The sequence below is a fragment of the Methylobacterium indicum genome, assembly GCF_017347565.1.
GTDB classification, from domain to species: domain Bacteria; phylum Pseudomonadota; class Alphaproteobacteria; order Rhizobiales; family Beijerinckiaceae; genus Methylobacterium; species Methylobacterium indicum.
The window spans coordinates 912867-926893 of sequence record NZ_AP024145.1 but is presented as its reverse complement, the minus strand read 5'-3'; the positions used below and the strand labels follow the sequence as shown (position 1 = coordinate 926893).

Genomic DNA, 14027 nt, shown 5'->3' with positions numbered 1-14027 from the left:
CGTCATCGCGCCGCGCCCAGCTTCTCGCCGATCCAGACCACGTGCCGGCCGCCACTGCCGGCCGAGCGCACCTTGTGCTCCTCGACCATGAAACCGCCGCGCTGGAACCGGGCCTTGAACTTGCGGTCGGGGCGCTCCGACCAGACCCCGAGCAGGCCGCCCGGACTGAGGGCCCGATGCGCCCGGCCGAGGCCGGCCACGTCGTAGAGCCGGTCGTTGGTCTGCTGGACCAGCCCCTCCGGGCCGTTGTCGACATCGAGCAGGATGGCGTCGTAGGCGCCCGGCCCGTCCTGGATCACGTGGTGGACATCGGTCTCGCGCAGGGTGACGCGGGGATCGTCGAGGCTGCCGGCGAAGAGATGCGCGAGCGGACCCCGCGCCCAGGCGGCGACGGCGGGCACCAGCTCGGCGACGACGACCTCCGCATCCGGAGCGAGTTCACTCAACGCCGCCCGCAGAGTGAAGCCCATGCCGAGCCCGCCGATCAGCACCCGGGGACGCCGCCACTCGCGCAGGCGGCCGCAGGTCAGGGTGGCGAGCGCCCGCTCCGAGCCGCTGCGGCGGCTGTTCATCAGCTCGATCGAATCGACCACGATCGCGAACTCGTCGCCGCGCTGCATCAGGCGGAGCGACGAGGTCTCGCCGGGGATCGGGCTGGTGTCGAGGTGAACCCAGGGGATCAAGGATCGGACTCCATCGGGACCGCGCCGGGCGCCGCCGGGTCGCGATCGGGCATCGGGAAACGCGGGGGAACGTGGGGGCAGGCGCGCCGGATCGTCGGCGGACGGCCGCGAACGCGGTGCGGGCGGAGCGCCGGGATAGGGCCGGCTATCGCACGGCGCGCCCCGCCCCGTCGAGCGGCGGTCCCTCCCGCATTCTCTCCGCCTTTCGGGCGCGCGAAGGTGTGTCCTCGGCCGCGGTTCCGTGCCATAAACCCCGAGATGAGCGAGAACGAATTCTATCCCTTCACCATCGAGGTGGCCCCGCTGACCAGCCCGAAAGGAAAGTTCGGCTGGGCGATCCGCAAACACGGCAAGCTGCTCGAGCGGTCAGACCGTCCGCATGACAGCGAGGAGCGGGCCTATGCCAGCGCCACCGCCGCCGTGGAGCGCGCCTTCCGCCCCGCCGATCCGCGCCGCCGCTGAGGCCGCAGGCCCCGCTGCGCGACGGGGAGCGGCCCGGCCCGGTCGGACGCTCCATGGATGGGCGCTGCTCGCGAGAGAAAGAGTTTCGCCTTGTCAATGATCATGACATCGTTCATGATCAAACTGTCGATGCGCGGCTGGATTTTCTTGATTTTCGTTGCCTGGAAGACAAGGCGACGGCGTCGAAACATCCTCCCGGCGTGATCGCGAAATCTGTCCAGCGGCACCGATCGCGGGCAGAGTGCCCCCGGGCGGGTCCGCATTTCCGCCACCGGAGGACCAGCCGTGGCCAAGATGTTCATCACCGGCTCCGCCCAGAGCCCCTCGACCGAGGAGTTCAAGGCGCGCATCGCGCGGCTCTCGGCGATGCCGGTCCACACCGCATCCTCGGCGAATGCCCGCAAGAACCGGCCCTCCAAGCCCGGCTTCGGCAAGTCGTTCCCGCAGGACTCGGCCGAAGCGCGAGAGCCGACCGAGACGGACGATACCCCGGAGGCCTCCGCCGAGGGCGAGGGCGCGGAGAACGCCGAAAAGGACGCCGACTAGATCCGGCGCGCGGGCGCGTCCGTCACGGCTCCGCCCGCCGCACCAGGTCGAGGAAGGCCCTGAGCGGCGCCGGCACCTGCCGGCGCCCCGGATAGTAGAGGTGGAAGCCCGGAAAGGGTGGACACCACGCCTCCAGGAGCCGCACCAGGCGGCCGGCCGCGAGATCGGCGGCGACCTCGGCTTCGAAGACGAGGCCGAGACCGATCCCGTCGAGGGCGGCGAGGCGGATGAGATCCTGGTCCCCGAGGATCAGCGGCCCGTCGAGATCGAGGGCCGGTACGACGCCGTCGCGCTCCAGCTCCCACGCGAACAGGCCGCCGCCGGGAAAGCGCTGGCGCAGGCAGGCATGGCCGGCGAGGTCCTCCGGCCTCTGCGGCATCCCGTGCACCGCGAGGTAGGCGGGCGCGGCGACGACGGCGAAGCGCTGCGGCCCGCCGAGCGGCACCGCCACCATGTCGAGGGCGACGCGCTCGCCGAACCGCACCCCGGCATCGAAGCCCTCCCCGACGATGTCGCTGAGCGCGTCGTCGTTGGCGACCTCGACCCGGATCCCGGGATGCGCCGAGAGGAGCCGGGCGACGAGCGGCCGCAGCACCAGACGGCAGGCGCTGTGCGGCGCGTTGAGCCGCAGGGTCCCGGTGGGCCGCCCGGCCGACGCGGAGGCCTCGGTCACCGCCTGCGCGATCTCGTCGAGAGCGGGACCGAGCCGCTCGAGCAGGGCGGCGCCGGCCTCGGTCGGGGCGACGCTGCGGGTGGTGCGGTTGAGGAGACGCACGCCCATTCGCTCCTCCAGGCCCCGCAGGGCGTGACTCAGGGCCGAGGGCGACAGGCCGAGCACGGCCGCCGCACGCCGGAAGCTGCGGTGATGGGCCACCGCCGCGAAAGCCGCGAGATCGGAGAGGTCGGCGCGGACCATTGGTGAACACGGCTCATCGGTTCATGCGGGACGGCGCAGCTTATCCGGCGGGCGCCGGAACGCCAGATCGGGGCGGTCCGACAGGAGGATCCATCCATGCGACGACGCTCCCTCGGCCGCTCCGGCCTCACCGTCTCCGCCTCCGGCCTCGGCTGCATGGGCTTCTCGGAATTCTACGGTCCGACCGACGAGGCGGCGGCACCGGCCGCCCTCGCGGCCGCCCTCGACCTCGGCTACGATTTCTTCGACACCGCCGACATGTACGGCCACGGCCGCAACGAGACCCTGATCGGCGGCGTGCTGCAGGGCCGCCGCGACCGGGTGGTCGTCGCGACGAAGTTCGGCATCGTGCGCGAGCCGGGCTCGGGCGCACGGCGGATCGACAACAGCCCGGCCTACCTCACGGCGGCCTGCGAGGGATCCCTGCGCCGCCTCCGCGTCGAGACCATCGACCTCTACTACTGCCATCGCCGCGACCCGGCGGTGCCGGTCGCCGAGATGGTCGGCGCCATGGCGCGCCTCGTCGAGGCCGGCAAGGTGCGGGCGCTCGGCCTGTCGGAGGTCTCGCCCGAGACCCTGCGGGCCGCCCACGCGGTTCACCCGATCGCCGCGGTGCAGACCGAGTATTCGCTGTGGAGCCGGGAACCGGAATCCGGCCTGATCGAGACCTGCCGGGAGCTCGGCGTCGCGCTCGTCGCCTATTCGCCGCTCGGCCGCGGCTTCCTGACCGGCCAAGTCGACGTCGCGGCGCTCGCGCCGGACGATTTCCGCCGCAGCAACCCGCGCTTCCAGGGCGAGGCGCTCGACCGCAACCGCCGCCTCGCCGAGGCGCTGTGCGCCTTCGCCCGTGCGCGCGACGCCACGGCCGGCCAGGTGGCGCTCGCCTGGCTGATGGCCCGGGCCCCGCACGTCGTCCCGATCCCCGGCACGCGCCGGCCCGAGCGCCTGGCCGAGAACGCCGCCGCGGCCGACGTGACGCTGACCCCGGCCGACATCGCGGCACTCGACGATCTCTTCGCTCCCGGCGCGGCGGCGGGCGCCCGCTACCCCGAGGGCGGGATGGCGGGCATCGAGAGCGCGGCCGGCTAGAGCGCTTCACGATCGCGTTGCAATCGCGAAGCTCTCTAAGTCTTTGTTTTGCCGCATTTTCTTCGACGAACCGGCATCCACTTCGTCGGAAAATGCTCTAGGCAGATTCCGACGAAGCGGACATCGGTTCGGCGGCAAAAATCTCCGACGAAACAAGATCCGAAGCGGGCGAAGCGTTGGCCTGCCAACGCAAGTCTGCTTCAGCGGGAGCGGCCCGGCGCCTCACTTCATCGCGAGGGCGAGGTTGCCGATCTCGTCGAGATAGGCGCGGATGTGATCGGCGTTCTGGCCGTAGTCGCGGTCGCCGAAGCGGGTCGAGGAGCGCACGTCGATGCGGGTGCCGTCGGCCCGCGGGTGCAGCCGCACCGTGACGTCGTAGGGCAGGCCGAGCAGGCGCGAGCGCACCACCGCCTCGATACGGCCGTTACCCACCCGTCCGCCGGGCTTGTAGGATTCGACCACCTGCCACTTGCGGTTCTGCGCCGCCTTCAGGGCGAGCGCGAAGGCTTCGTCGGGCCCCAGATCGAGGGTCAGCGGGGCGATCTGCGGGTAAGCCTCGCGCTGGAGCGCCCGGGCCGCCGGGCTCGAATCCCGCGGCAGGCGCCAGCCCCGCGCCACCCAGGCGGCGCGGGATCGCGAAAAGGCCGGCGGGTTCTCGATATCGGTCGAGACGTCGGTGAGCGGCGGCAGCATCGCGCCGCGCATGGTCATGTAGGCCGGATAGGCCAGGACCAGGGCGGCGAGCAGAAGCCCCCCGACCGCGATGCCCAGCCCCCGCGCGCCCTCGCGCCAGATCCGCACGAAGGCCGCGAGCGCGAGCAGCACCGCCAGAGCCGCGAGCCCGACCCCGGAGCCCAGCACCGCCAGCGCAGCGTCGGTCTCCGCCCGCGGGTCGCGCACCAGGACGAGGGCGATGGCGACCACCGCGAGGGAGAACCAGGCGAGGCGCAAGGACCAGGGCGCCGCCCGGGTGACGGGCTCCTCGAGGATCAGGCGACGCATGAGGCGGAGAACCGAGAGGGGCGGCGCATGATCCGACGGGGTCCGGCCGCGCCGGGATGGGCGGCATCGCCCCCCGGGTGTATCGCCCCGCGGCGGCGGACGCTACCGGCCGCGCCTGCGGCGCACCGGCGAATCGGGGACGGGCGGGATCCGGGACGCCCCCTGCCCTGCGCGGCCCGGCGCACAGCCCTGCTCCGGCGCCGTTTCCCAAACCGCCGACTTGTTCTAGACGGCATCAGGTTCTCTTCGTTCCCCGAGCCCAGGTCCGCCCATGTCCGCCGCCCTCCGCCCCGTCCCGCGCCCCGGTGTCCTCGAGATCGAGGCCTACGTTCCGGGCAAGAGCGCGGCGCCGGCCGGCGTGAAGCTCCACAAGCTGTCCTCGAACGAGACCCCGATGGGCCCGAGCCCGGCGGCGATCGCGGCGATGCAGGAGACGGCGGGGCATCTGGAGCTCTATCCCGACGGCTCGGCGGCCAAGCTGCGTCAGGCGATCGCGCAGAAGTACGGCCTCGACCCGGAGCGCATCGTCTGCGGTGCCGGCTCGGACGAGCTGCTGTCGCTCCTCACCTACGCCTATATGGGCCCGGGCGACGAGGGCGTTTATTCGCAGTACGGCTTCCTCGTGTACCGCATCGCCATCCTGGCGGCGGGGGGCACGCCGGTGGTGGTGCCCGAGCGCGACCACACGGCCGATGTCGACGCGATCCTGGCGGCGGTGACAGACAAGACCCGCATCGTCTACCTCGCCAATCCCAACAACCCGACCGGCACCTACCTGCCCTTCGACGAGGTGCGCCGGCTGCACGCCGGCCTGCCCAAGACCGTCCTGCTGGTGCTCGACGCGGCCTATGCCGAGTACGTCCGGCGCAACGACTACGCGGCCGGCCTCGAACTGGTGGCCGAGTCCGAGAACGTGGTGATGACCCGCACCTTCTCGAAGGTGTACGGGCTCGCCGCGCTCCGCATCGGCTGGATGGTGGCGCCCGCCGCCATCGCCGACGCGGTCAACCGCATCCGCGGTCCGTTCAACCTGGGCGCGGCGTCGATCGCCGCCGGCGCCGCCGCGGTGGCCGACGACGCCCACATCGCCGCCGCGGTGGCGCATAACGACGCCTGGCTGCCGAAGGTGACGCGGGCGCTGGAAGGCCTCGGCCTGACCGTGACGCCGAGCGTCGGCAACTTCGTGCTGATCCACTTCCCGGAGACCGCCGGGCGCAGCGCGGCCGACGCCGACGCCTACCTCACTGCCCGCGGGATGATCCTGCGCCGGGTCGCGGCCTACGGCCTGCCGAACGCGCTGCGCATGACCATCGGCACCGCCGAGGCCAACGAGGCCGTGGTCGCGGCGCTCACCGCCTTCGTGAAGGGCGAGCCACGTGGCTGAGCCGTTCCGGCGCCTGGCGCTCGTCGGCCTCGGGCTGATCGGCTCCTCCCTCGCCCGGGGCGCCCGGGCGGGTGGCCTCACGCGCGAGATCGTCGCGATCGACCGCGACGAAGGCGTGATCGAGCGCGTGCGGGCGCTCGGCCTCGCCGATATGGCGACGACCGACCTCGCCGCCGGGGTCGCGGGGGCCGACCTCGTGATCCTGTGCGTGCCGGTCGGCGCCATCGGGGCGGTGGCGGCCGAGATCGCCGGGGCGCTCGCCCCCGGGGCGATCCTGTCCGACGTCGGCTCGGTCAAGGCCGCGGTGGTGGCCTCCGCCACCCCCCACCTGCCGGACGGCGTGAGCTTCGTCCCCGCCCACCCGGTCGCCGGCACCGAGCATTCGGGACCGGATGCGGGCTTCGCCAGCCTGTTTCACGGCCGCTGGTGCATCCTCACCCCGCCGGAGGGCACCGACCCCGCGGCGGTGGCGCGGGTGCGCGCGTTCTGGGAGGGCCTGGGTTCGGTGGTCGAGACGATGAGTCCGGCGCATCACGATCTGGTGCTCGCGATCACCAGCCATGTCCCGCACCTCATCGCCTACAACATCGTCGGCACCGCCGCCGACCTTGAGACCGTGACCCAGTCCGAGGTGATCAAGTTCTCGGCCGGCGGCTTTCGCGACTTCACCCGCATCGCCGCCTCCGACCCGACGATGTGGCGCGACATCTTCCTCACCAACAAGGAGGCGGTGCTGGAGATGCTGGGCCGCTTCAACGAGGACCTGTCGGCGCTCGCCCGCGCGATCCGCTGGGACGACGGCGAGGCGCTGCACGCGCTCTTCACCCGCACCCGGGCGATCCGCCGCGGCATCGTCGCCATGGGCCAGGAGACCGCCGAGCCGGATTTCGGGCGCCGCGCCGGCCCCAAGGCGGCGGAGTGAGGCTCGGGCGGAACCGTTCCGCCTCTCAAGCTTTGCCATAAGCGTTGCCGTTTCGTCGCGTTCGTCGGATACTCCCGGTGAGGCGGCTGGGTGAAACTCGTGGTGTGATGATCGTGTCTCGTCGATCGACCTGGATGCGCGGCCTGGCGGTGGCCCTGATCGGGGCGCAGGCGGCCGCCTGCGCGTCGCTGCCGCGCACGCCCTACACCGCGGCGGAAGCCGCAACCGCCACCGTGCCGGGCCAACAGGCCGACATCCGCTTCTGGGCCGACGGCTCGGCCCGCAGCTTCGCGGCGGTGGCCGACCGGGTGAAGGCCTCGCGCGAGCCGTTCAGCTACCTCGCCCTCTCGGGCGGCGGCGGCGACGGGGCCTACGGCGCCGGCGTGCTCAACGGCTGGAGCCAGACCGGCCGGCGGCCGAACTTCACCATGGTCTCGGGCGTCTCGACCGGCGCGCTCATCGCGCCCTTCGCCTTCCTGGGCCCCGCCTATGACGGGTACCTGCGCGAGATCTACACCAGCGGCGAGGCCGCGACGCTCGTTCGCTCGCCCAACCCCCTCAACGTACTGACCGGCGACGGCCTGTTCGGCGACGCGCGCCTGCGCGACCTCGTCGGGCGCTACGTCACCCCGGACCTGATCGCGGCGGTGGCCGAGGAGCACAACAAGGGACGGCGCCTTCTCGTCGTCACCACCAACCTCGATTCGCAGCGCGCCGTGATCTGGGACATGGGCGCCATCGCGGCGAGCGGCCAGCCCAACGCCCGCGACCTGTTCCGCGACGTGCTGACCGCCTCGGCCAGCGTGCCGGCAGTCTTCCCGCCGATGCTGATCGACGCCCAGGCCGGCAACCACGCCTTCCAGGAGATGCATGTCGACGGCTCGGTGGTGACCCCGGTCTTCACCCTGCCGGAGGCCTTCCTGACCCAGGACGGGCGCATCGCCGAGAGCCGCGGCAAGCCCAACATCTACGTCGTCATCAACGGCCGCATCGAGCCGAGCTTCGACCTCGTCCAGAACGGGACCCTGCCGATCGCCGTGCGCTCGCTCTCGACCGTCGGGCGCTCCCGCGCACGGGCCACGCTCGCCAGCACCTACGCCTTCGCCCGCCGCAACGGCATGGGCTTCAACCTGACCTACATCGACCGGCGCATCCCCGAGGTCCCGGCCTCGCAGGGCTTCGACACCGCCTACATGCGCAAGCTCTACGACGACGGCTACCAGAAGGGCAGCAGCGGCACGGTCTGGCAGACGAACCTGCCGCGCGACGGCGAGCCGGCGGTGCCCGCGCTGGCGCTGCGGTAACGCGAACGAAGGGGGAGTATCGTGGCGGGCGAACTGGACGGCAAGGTCGCGGCGGTCACCGGCGCGGCATCGGGCATCGGGCTCGCGAGCGCCGAGGCGATGCTGGCGGCGGGGGCCCGCGTGGTCCTCGTCGACCGGGACGAGGCGGCGCTCGCCGCCCTGTGCGCCCGGCACGGCGCGGCGGCGCTCCCGCTGGCCCTCGACCTCCTCGATCCCGCCGCCTGCGCCGGTCTGCCGGCGCGGATCCTGGAGGCGGCCGGCCGGCTCGACATCCTGCACGCCAATGCCGGGACTTACGTCGGCGGCGACCTCGTGGACAACGAGTCGGCGGCGATCGACCGGATGCTGAACCTCAACGTCAACGTCGTGATGAAGAACGTCCACGACGTGCTGCCGCACATGATCGCGCGCGGTTCGGGCGACATCATCGTGACGAGTTCGCTCGCCGCCCACTACCCGACGCCGTGGGAGCCGGTTTACGCCTCGTCGAAATGGGCGATCAACTGCTTCGTCCAGACGACCCGGCGGCAGGTGTTCAAGCACGGCATCCGGGTCGGCGCGATCTCGCCCGGCCCGGTCGTCACGGCGCTCCTCGCCGACTGGCCGCCCGAGAAGCTGGCGGAGGCCCGCGCCTCCGGCAGCCTGCTCGAGCCCGAGGAGGTGGCGAACGTGGTGATGTTCATGCTGACGCGCCCGCGCGGCATGACCATCCGCGACGTGGTGATGCTGCCGACGAACTTCGATCTGTGATGGCCGCGCCGGGGCAGGTCGGCACTTGCCGACTGCGACCTTCGGATATCCCATCCTACCACCTCATCCTGAGGTGATAGTCGATCAAAGATCGACTGACCTCGAAGGAGGGCTCCAGGGATCGCAGCGACTTCTGGAACCCTCCTTCGAGGTCAGTCCATCGTAGATGGACTGACACCTCAGGATGAGGTGGTAGGGTACGATAATATTGCCAAGATCAGTTATTTTATCAAACAGGATCTGATACTTTTTTATCGCGGGAACATCATGCCCGTCCGGCAACGCCCGCTCACTCTCCCGAGCCGTACCAGGTGAAGTGCTTCTTGATCGGCGCGATCACGTCCCAGGTTCCCGAAAAGCCCTTCGGCGTCACGAAGGCGTCGCCGGCCCGATAAGTGCGGGCGGTACCCTCGGCATCGGTGACGATCACCTCCCCCTCCAGGATCTGGATGAACTCGGCCCGGCCGAAATCGATGCGGAACTTGCCGACCGCGCAGGTCCAGATGCCGGCAGCGAACAGGCCGTCGGGGCTGGTGTAGATGTAGGTCGCGGTCTGGACCGGATCGCCCGACAGGATGTGCGAGCGCGGCCAGGCATAGGGCGCGGCCGGTGGCTGCACCGCCGGGAAGTCGACGGTGCGCTGCACCGGGCCGTCGAGGAGCGGCGGGGCGGAGCGCGACCGGAACGGGATCATCCTCGCGAGCGGCATGGCGCCGAGATAAGCCAGGAGCGGCCCGGAGGTGGTGATGAGCTGCTTGATGATCGCCATGGCCTCGCCGCCGATTGTTTCCGCCTCGGCAACATTGGGCCGGGCGGCCTTAACGGCGAACTGCGCCGGTCGTGCAAATCCGCCCGAATGCCGCCGGGGCGGCATGGAGCGGTTAAGGAAGTCCTTTCGCGATCAGCGTGGCGTCGCGTGTCGTCTCCCGGTTCACATCGCGCCATCACGACCTTGCGAGGTGCGGGCATAACCCCGCGACATCGTCCGCCGGTCGCTGGCGCCGGCCTGCGGAGACGCCTTAAGTCGTGTCGGGGCGCAGGGTCGAAGCCATGTTTTCCGTCTCGGCAAGGGTGCGGCCGGTGGCCCGGGCGCTCGCGCTGGCGCTGCTCCTCGCGGGCGGGGCCGTCGGCGCGCCCGCCGCGCGTCCGGCCTCCGGCCCCCTCGCCTGGCCGGCCGGGCATGCTCTCGTCGACCAGACCGGCGCCGTGCTCGACGAGGCCCGCTTCGCCGGGCGCCTGCGCCTGGTCTATTTCGGCTACACGCGCTGCCCGGACCTGTGCCCGACCGCGCTGATGACCGTGACCCAGGCCCTCGACGAGTTGCCCCCTGCCCTGCTGGCCCGGCTGGTGCCGGTGCTGGTCGCGGCCGATCCCGAGCGCGACGGACCCGCGGCGCTCGCCCGCTACCTCGACACCTTCCATCCCGCCATCGTGGCGGTGACCGGCCCGGTCGCGGTGATCGACGCCCTCGCGGCCGCGGTCGCGGCGCCGATCCGGCGCCACGACGGAGTGGTGGACCATCCAGGCGACCTCTTCCTCGTCGGCCCGGCGGGCGAGGTGCTGGCGCGGCTGCCGAACGGGATCGATCCGGACGCCCTCGCCGCGACGCTCCGGGCGGCCCTGGCCCGCTGACGCGCTCTATTGCATTGCACAAGTCGCTCTCGCGTCGCACCAAGTAGAGCGTGCGTCGCGCCACGTCGAAACGACGACATCCCGACACGAAGCGGGTTGACGCCCGCACCCTGTCGGCTACTCATAGGTGAAATCATAAGAACATAATAACAGGCAGCGGGAGGAAAGATGGCTCGTGAGGGACAGCGCGCGCCCGGTCTCGACCGGCGCAGCGTCGTGATGGGAGCCGTTGCCTGCTGCGCGGCCGGGGGCGCCGCGTTCGCGGGGCCGGAGGACACGCTGCCGCAGAAGGGCGACCGGCTGGTACTCGCCGACGGGGCGAAGGCGGGGCAGGCCGTGACGCTCGACGGCCTGCCGGTCGGCGGCGAACTCGTCGAGGCGGTGGCGGTCGATCCGCAGGGCGTCCGGCGCGAGGGCTCGCGATTCTCCAAGATCATCCTGGTGCGGGTGGCCCCCGATCAGGTCGCCGAGGACCAGCGCGCCCACGCGGTCGAGGGCGTCGTGGCGCTCTCCGGCGTCTGCACGCACCAGGGCTGCACCATCTCGGGCTGGAACCACGAGACGAAGCGCCTGAGCTGCTTCTGCCACCATTCCGAGTTCCTGCCCGCCGAGGGCGGACGGGTCGCCAAGGGGCCGGCGCGCAAGCGCCTGCCGGTCCTGCCGCTGGCCAGGGGCGAGGGCGGCGCGCTGATGGTGGCCGGCGGCTTCACGGCCAAGCCGGGGCCGGGCGCCGCCTGAACGGGATCGAGGCGGCGCCCGCGCCGCCTCGCGATGCGACCGGCAGCGCTGCCGCGCTGTCCGACCCTAGACGAGGACGGCAACCCTGTCGGTCCTCGCCGAGGAGAGACCGGGGCCCGCGCAGCAACGACGCGGGTCCGGACAATCACCCGGGCAAAAGCACCGGGATCGAGGAAATGCCGGGCCGGCCCCTGCCTGTCCCCGTCTGTCAGGAGAGCAGCATGTCACGTCTCGTTCGGGCCAGGCACTGGCTCGCCGCGGTCGCGCCCTGTGCGGTGGCCCTCGCGCTCGCCGGTGCGCCGGCCAAGGCCGGCCCGGCCGACAAGGTCGACTACAAGCCGGTCACCGACCAGAGGCTCGCGAATCCCGAGCCGGAGAACTGGCTGCAATACCGGGGCAACTACCAGAGCTGGGGCTATTCCCCGCTCGACCAGATCACTGCCAAGAACGTCACCAAGCTCGTCCCGGCCTGGAGCCTGTCGACCGGCGTCAGCGAAGGCCACCAGGCCCCGCCGATCGTCAACAACGGGGTGATGTTCGTCACAACCCCGCAGGCCCAGGTGATGGCGATCAACGCCCGCACCGGCGAGATCCTGTGGCGCTACCAGAAGGAATTGCCGCCGGAGCTGTCGCAGCTCCACCCGACCAACCGCGGCGTCGGGCTCTTCGGCGACAGCGTCTACATGACCACCACCGATGCCTGCGTGGTCGCGCTCGGCGCCACCACCGGCAAGGTGAAGTGGGAGAAGTGCGTCGCCCCCTGGCAGGACGGCTACTACATGACGCTCTCGCCGCTGGTGGCGAAGGGCAAGGTCGTGGTCGGCGTCTCGGGCGGCGAGTACGGCGTGCGCGGCTTCATCACGGCGCTCGACGCGGAGACCGGCAACGAGGCCTGGAAGACCTACACGGTGGCCGGCCCCGGCGACCCGGCGGCCGACACCTGGAAGGGCGATTCCTGGAAGGCCGGCGGCGGCTCGGTCTGGATCCAGGGCAGCTACGACCCGGCCGCCAACCTCGCCTATTTCGGCACCGGCAACGGCGGGCCCTGGACGCCGGACGCGCGGCCGGGCGACAACCTCTACACCTCGTCGGTCGTGGCGCTCGACCTCGACAGCGGCAAGATCAAGGGCCACCACCAGTATCACTGGAACGACGCCTGGGACTGGGACGAGGTCTCGGCGCCGGTACTGATCGACATCGAGCGCGACGGCAGGAAGATCCCGGCCGCGATCCATGCCGGCCGCAACGGCTACCTCTGGACGCTCGAGCGCAGCAAGGACGGGCCGTTGAGCTTCGTCGACGGCAAGCCGTTCGTGCACCAGGACGTCTTCGCCTCGCTCGATCCGAAGACCGGCCGGCCGACCTACGACCAGTCCAAGATCCCGGGCATCAACCGCCGCGCCGCCTTCTGCCCCGGCCTGTGGGGCGGCAAGGACTGGCCGCCGGAGGCCTACAACCCGAAGACCGGGCTGTTCTACATCCCGTCCAACGACAACCTGTGCTCGGAACTGGCCGGCGCCCAGGCCGGCACGCGCAAGCCCGGCGAACTCTATATCGGCATCCCGATCGACGAGGTGCTGAACTCGCTGCGCCTACGCGACGGGGTCGACAAGTCGAAGCCCTTCGCCATCGGGGCGATCCAGGCCTGGGATCCGAAGACCGGCAAGAAGGCCTGGCAGCACGACTTCCAGGATTCGGCGAACTGGGGGCCGCTGCTGACCACCGGCAGCGGGCTGATCTTCGCCGGCGGCACCAGCGACCGGAAGTTCCGGGCGCTCGACGGCACCACCGGCAAGGTGCTGTGGGAGACGCGGCTCAATTCCGGCGTCACCGGCGTGCCGTCGAGCTACATGGTCGACGGGATCCAGTACGTGGCGGTCCAGGCCGGCTGGGGCGTCGACGCCGAGCGGATGCTGACCGGCATCAACGCGCTCATCCCCGAGGAGCGCCGGGTCAGCGTCCTGCCGCAGGGCGGGGTGATCTGGGTCTTCCGGGTGATGGGCGAGGAGGCGGCGGCCCGATGAGGCGCCGCCTTTCGGCCCTCGGGTTCGCCGCCCTCGCGGCGGCGAGCCTGACCGGAGCGGCGCGGGCACAGGGCCCCGCGCCGGCCCAGGAGAGCGCCGCGAAGCAGGGGGCCGCGAGCCCCCTCCCCGCGCAAGCCGACGCCCTCGTCGCCTACGTGACGAAGGCCATGACCGACCACGACGCCTCCGCCTTCGAGCGGCTGGTGAACTGGACCGGCACCCGGGCGCATCGCAAGCGGCTGACGCTCTACCAGATCCGCTCCGGCTTCGGCCGGCCGATCAAGGCGGCCTCCCTGGAGCCCATGCCGCAGGACGGCCTGGCGGAAGCGACCTCGCGCGGCACCCTCAAGGCCAACATGCCGGTGACGGAGCGACTGCGGGTGGTGTTCGACGAGCCGCCGGTGGAGGGCGACGCGCCGCCCACCAGCGTGTTCCTGATCGGCCGGGAAGACGGCACCTACCGCATCGCCCTCCTGGTCCCGACCGGGCCGCCCAAGGGCAAGTGACGGCAGGCAAGGGGCGGCAGGCAGGGGGGCGGCAGGCACTGATGGCGGGTCAGTGACGGCGGGATCCGG

General features: G+C 71.6%; 15 protein-coding genes. 11 read left to right on the top strand and 4 right to left on the bottom strand.

Translation table 11 applies throughout. The features are described 5' to 3' along the window. Positions 1-2: 2 nt before the first annotated feature. Positions 3-683 carry a spermidine synthase gene (locus miv_RS04265; protein WP_048426218.1) on the bottom strand — a complete coding sequence of 227 codons (681 nt, stop codon included), beginning with the start codon at positions 681-683 and terminating at the stop codon, positions 3-5. Positions 684-941: 258 nt separating this feature from the next. Between miv_RS04265 and miv_RS04260 the strand changes: the two genes are divergently transcribed. Together miv_RS04260 and miv_RS04255 are read left to right on the top strand one after the other, a co-directional pair. Continuing rightward, a complete protein-coding gene (locus miv_RS04260; RefSeq protein ID WP_048426219.1) occupies positions 942-1145 on the top strand; it encodes a hypothetical protein in 204 nt (67 codons plus the stop codon). Between the two features lie 285 nt (positions 1146-1430). Beyond that, positions 1431-1691 (top strand): hypothetical protein, encoded by a 261-nt coding sequence (locus miv_RS04255; RefSeq protein WP_058616954.1) that lies wholly within the window; start codon positions 1431-1433, stop codon positions 1689-1691. Between the two features lie 22 nt (positions 1692-1713). Here the strand turns inward: miv_RS04255 and miv_RS04250 are convergent, their stop codons facing one another. Further along, complete coding sequence (locus miv_RS04250) at positions 1714-2607, bottom strand: LysR family transcriptional regulator (protein WP_207181581.1); 894 nt, start codon at positions 2605-2607, stop codon at positions 1714-1716. Positions 2608-2703: 96 nt separating this feature from the next. Between miv_RS04250 and miv_RS04245 the strand changes: the two genes are divergently transcribed. Then, a complete protein-coding gene (locus miv_RS04245) occupies positions 2704-3696 on the top strand; it encodes an aldo/keto reductase (RefSeq protein ID WP_207181579.1) in 993 nt (330 codons plus the stop codon). 222 nt (positions 3697-3918) lie between these two features. On the opposite strand, the gene miv_RS04240 is transcribed toward miv_RS04245, so the two are convergent. Next, the gene (locus tag miv_RS04240) at positions 3919-4698 is read right to left on the bottom strand and encodes a DUF1499 domain-containing protein (RefSeq protein ID WP_207181578.1); all 780 of its coding nucleotides are present in this window, start codon (positions 4696-4698) and stop codon (positions 3919-3921) included. Between the two features lie 271 nt (positions 4699-4969). Between miv_RS04240 and hisC the strand changes: the two genes are divergently transcribed. The 4 genes from hisC (at position 4970) to miv_RS04220 (ending at position 9058) form a co-directional block, all read left to right on the top strand. Beyond that, positions 4970-6082: a histidinol-phosphate transaminase gene (hisC, locus tag miv_RS04235; RefSeq protein ID WP_048426224.1), complete on the top strand. Its 1113-nt coding sequence runs from the start codon at positions 4970-4972 to the stop codon at positions 6080-6082. Continuing rightward, the gene (locus miv_RS04230) at positions 6075-7004 is read left to right on the top strand and encodes a prephenate/arogenate dehydrogenase family protein (RefSeq protein WP_207181577.1); all 930 of its coding nucleotides are present in this window, start codon (positions 6075-6077) and stop codon (positions 7002-7004) included. The genes hisC and miv_RS04230 overlap by 8 nt, the downstream gene beginning before the upstream one ends. Before the next feature lie 107 nt (positions 7005-7111). Beyond that, a complete protein-coding gene (locus tag miv_RS04225; protein ID WP_207181576.1) occupies positions 7112-8308 on the top strand; it encodes a patatin-like phospholipase family protein in 1197 nt (398 codons plus the stop codon). 21 nt (positions 8309-8329) lie between these two features. After that, the gene (locus miv_RS04220; protein ID WP_207181575.1) at positions 8330-9058 is read left to right on the top strand and encodes an SDR family oxidoreductase; all 729 of its coding nucleotides are present in this window, start codon (positions 8330-8332) and stop codon (positions 9056-9058) included. A gap of 289 nt (positions 9059-9347) precedes the next feature. Here the strand turns inward: miv_RS04220 and miv_RS04215 are convergent, their stop codons facing one another. Next, on the bottom strand, positions 9348-9827 hold the full coding sequence (locus miv_RS04215; RefSeq protein WP_207181574.1) for a cupin domain-containing protein: 480 nt from the start codon (positions 9825-9827) through the stop codon (positions 9348-9350). A gap of 311 nt (positions 9828-10138) precedes the next feature. On the opposite strand from miv_RS04215, the gene miv_RS04210 reads away from it, so the two are divergent. The 4 genes from miv_RS04210 (at position 10139) to miv_RS04195 (ending at position 13958) form a co-directional block, all read left to right on the top strand. Beyond that, positions 10139-10690 carry an SCO family protein gene (locus miv_RS04210; RefSeq protein WP_207181573.1) on the top strand — a complete coding sequence of 184 codons (552 nt, stop codon included), beginning with the start codon at positions 10139-10141 and terminating at the stop codon, positions 10688-10690. Between the two features lie 168 nt (positions 10691-10858). Continuing rightward, positions 10859-11428: a QcrA and Rieske domain-containing protein gene (locus miv_RS04205; RefSeq protein WP_207181572.1), complete on the top strand. Its 570-nt coding sequence runs from the start codon at positions 10859-10861 to the stop codon at positions 11426-11428. Between the two features lie 221 nt (positions 11429-11649). Further along, on the top strand, positions 11650-13452 hold the full coding sequence (locus miv_RS04200) for a PQQ-dependent dehydrogenase, methanol/ethanol family (RefSeq protein ID WP_207181571.1): 1803 nt from the start codon (positions 11650-11652) through the stop codon (positions 13450-13452). Next, the gene (locus miv_RS04195; RefSeq protein ID WP_048426229.1) at positions 13449-13958 is read left to right on the top strand and encodes a hypothetical protein; all 510 of its coding nucleotides are present in this window, start codon (positions 13449-13451) and stop codon (positions 13956-13958) included. Before miv_RS04200 ends, miv_RS04195 begins: the two co-directional genes overlap by 4 nt. Positions 13959-14027 lie beyond the last annotated feature (69 nt).

What these genes read in the sequence shown, in the direction of transcription:
- miv_RS04260 (WP_048426219.1), top strand. Translation starts at nt 942, where the DNA reads ATGAGCGAGAACGAATTCTATCCCTTCACCATCGAGGTGGCCCCGCTG.
- miv_RS04250 (WP_207181581.1), bottom strand. Translation starts at nt 2,607, where the DNA reads ATGGTCCGCGCCGACCTCTCCGATCTCGCGGCTTTCGCGGCGGTGGCC.
- miv_RS04245 (WP_207181579.1), top strand. Translation starts at nt 2,704, where the DNA reads ATGCGACGACGCTCCCTCGGCCGCTCCGGCCTCACCGTCTCCGCCTCC.
- miv_RS04240 (WP_207181578.1), bottom strand. Translation starts at nt 4,698, where the DNA reads ATGCGTCGCCTGATCCTCGAGGAGCCCGTCACCCGGGCGGCGCCCTGG.
- hisC (WP_048426224.1), top strand. Translation starts at nt 4,970, where the DNA reads ATGTCCGCCGCCCTCCGCCCCGTCCCGCGCCCCGGTGTCCTCGAGATC.
- miv_RS04225 (WP_207181576.1), top strand. Translation starts at nt 7,112, where the DNA reads ATGATCGTGTCTCGTCGATCGACCTGGATGCGCGGCCTGGCGGTGGCC.
- miv_RS04215 (WP_207181574.1), bottom strand. Translation starts at nt 9,827, where the DNA reads ATGGCGATCATCAAGCAGCTCATCACCACCTCCGGGCCGCTCCTGGCT.
- miv_RS04205 (WP_207181572.1), top strand. Translation starts at nt 10,859, where the DNA reads ATGGCTCGTGAGGGACAGCGCGCGCCCGGTCTCGACCGGCGCAGCGTC.
- miv_RS04200 (WP_207181571.1), top strand. Translation starts at nt 11,650, where the DNA reads ATGTCACGTCTCGTTCGGGCCAGGCACTGGCTCGCCGCGGTCGCGCCC.
- miv_RS04195 (WP_048426229.1), top strand. Translation starts at nt 13,449, where the DNA reads ATGAGGCGCCGCCTTTCGGCCCTCGGGTTCGCCGCCCTCGCGGCGGCG.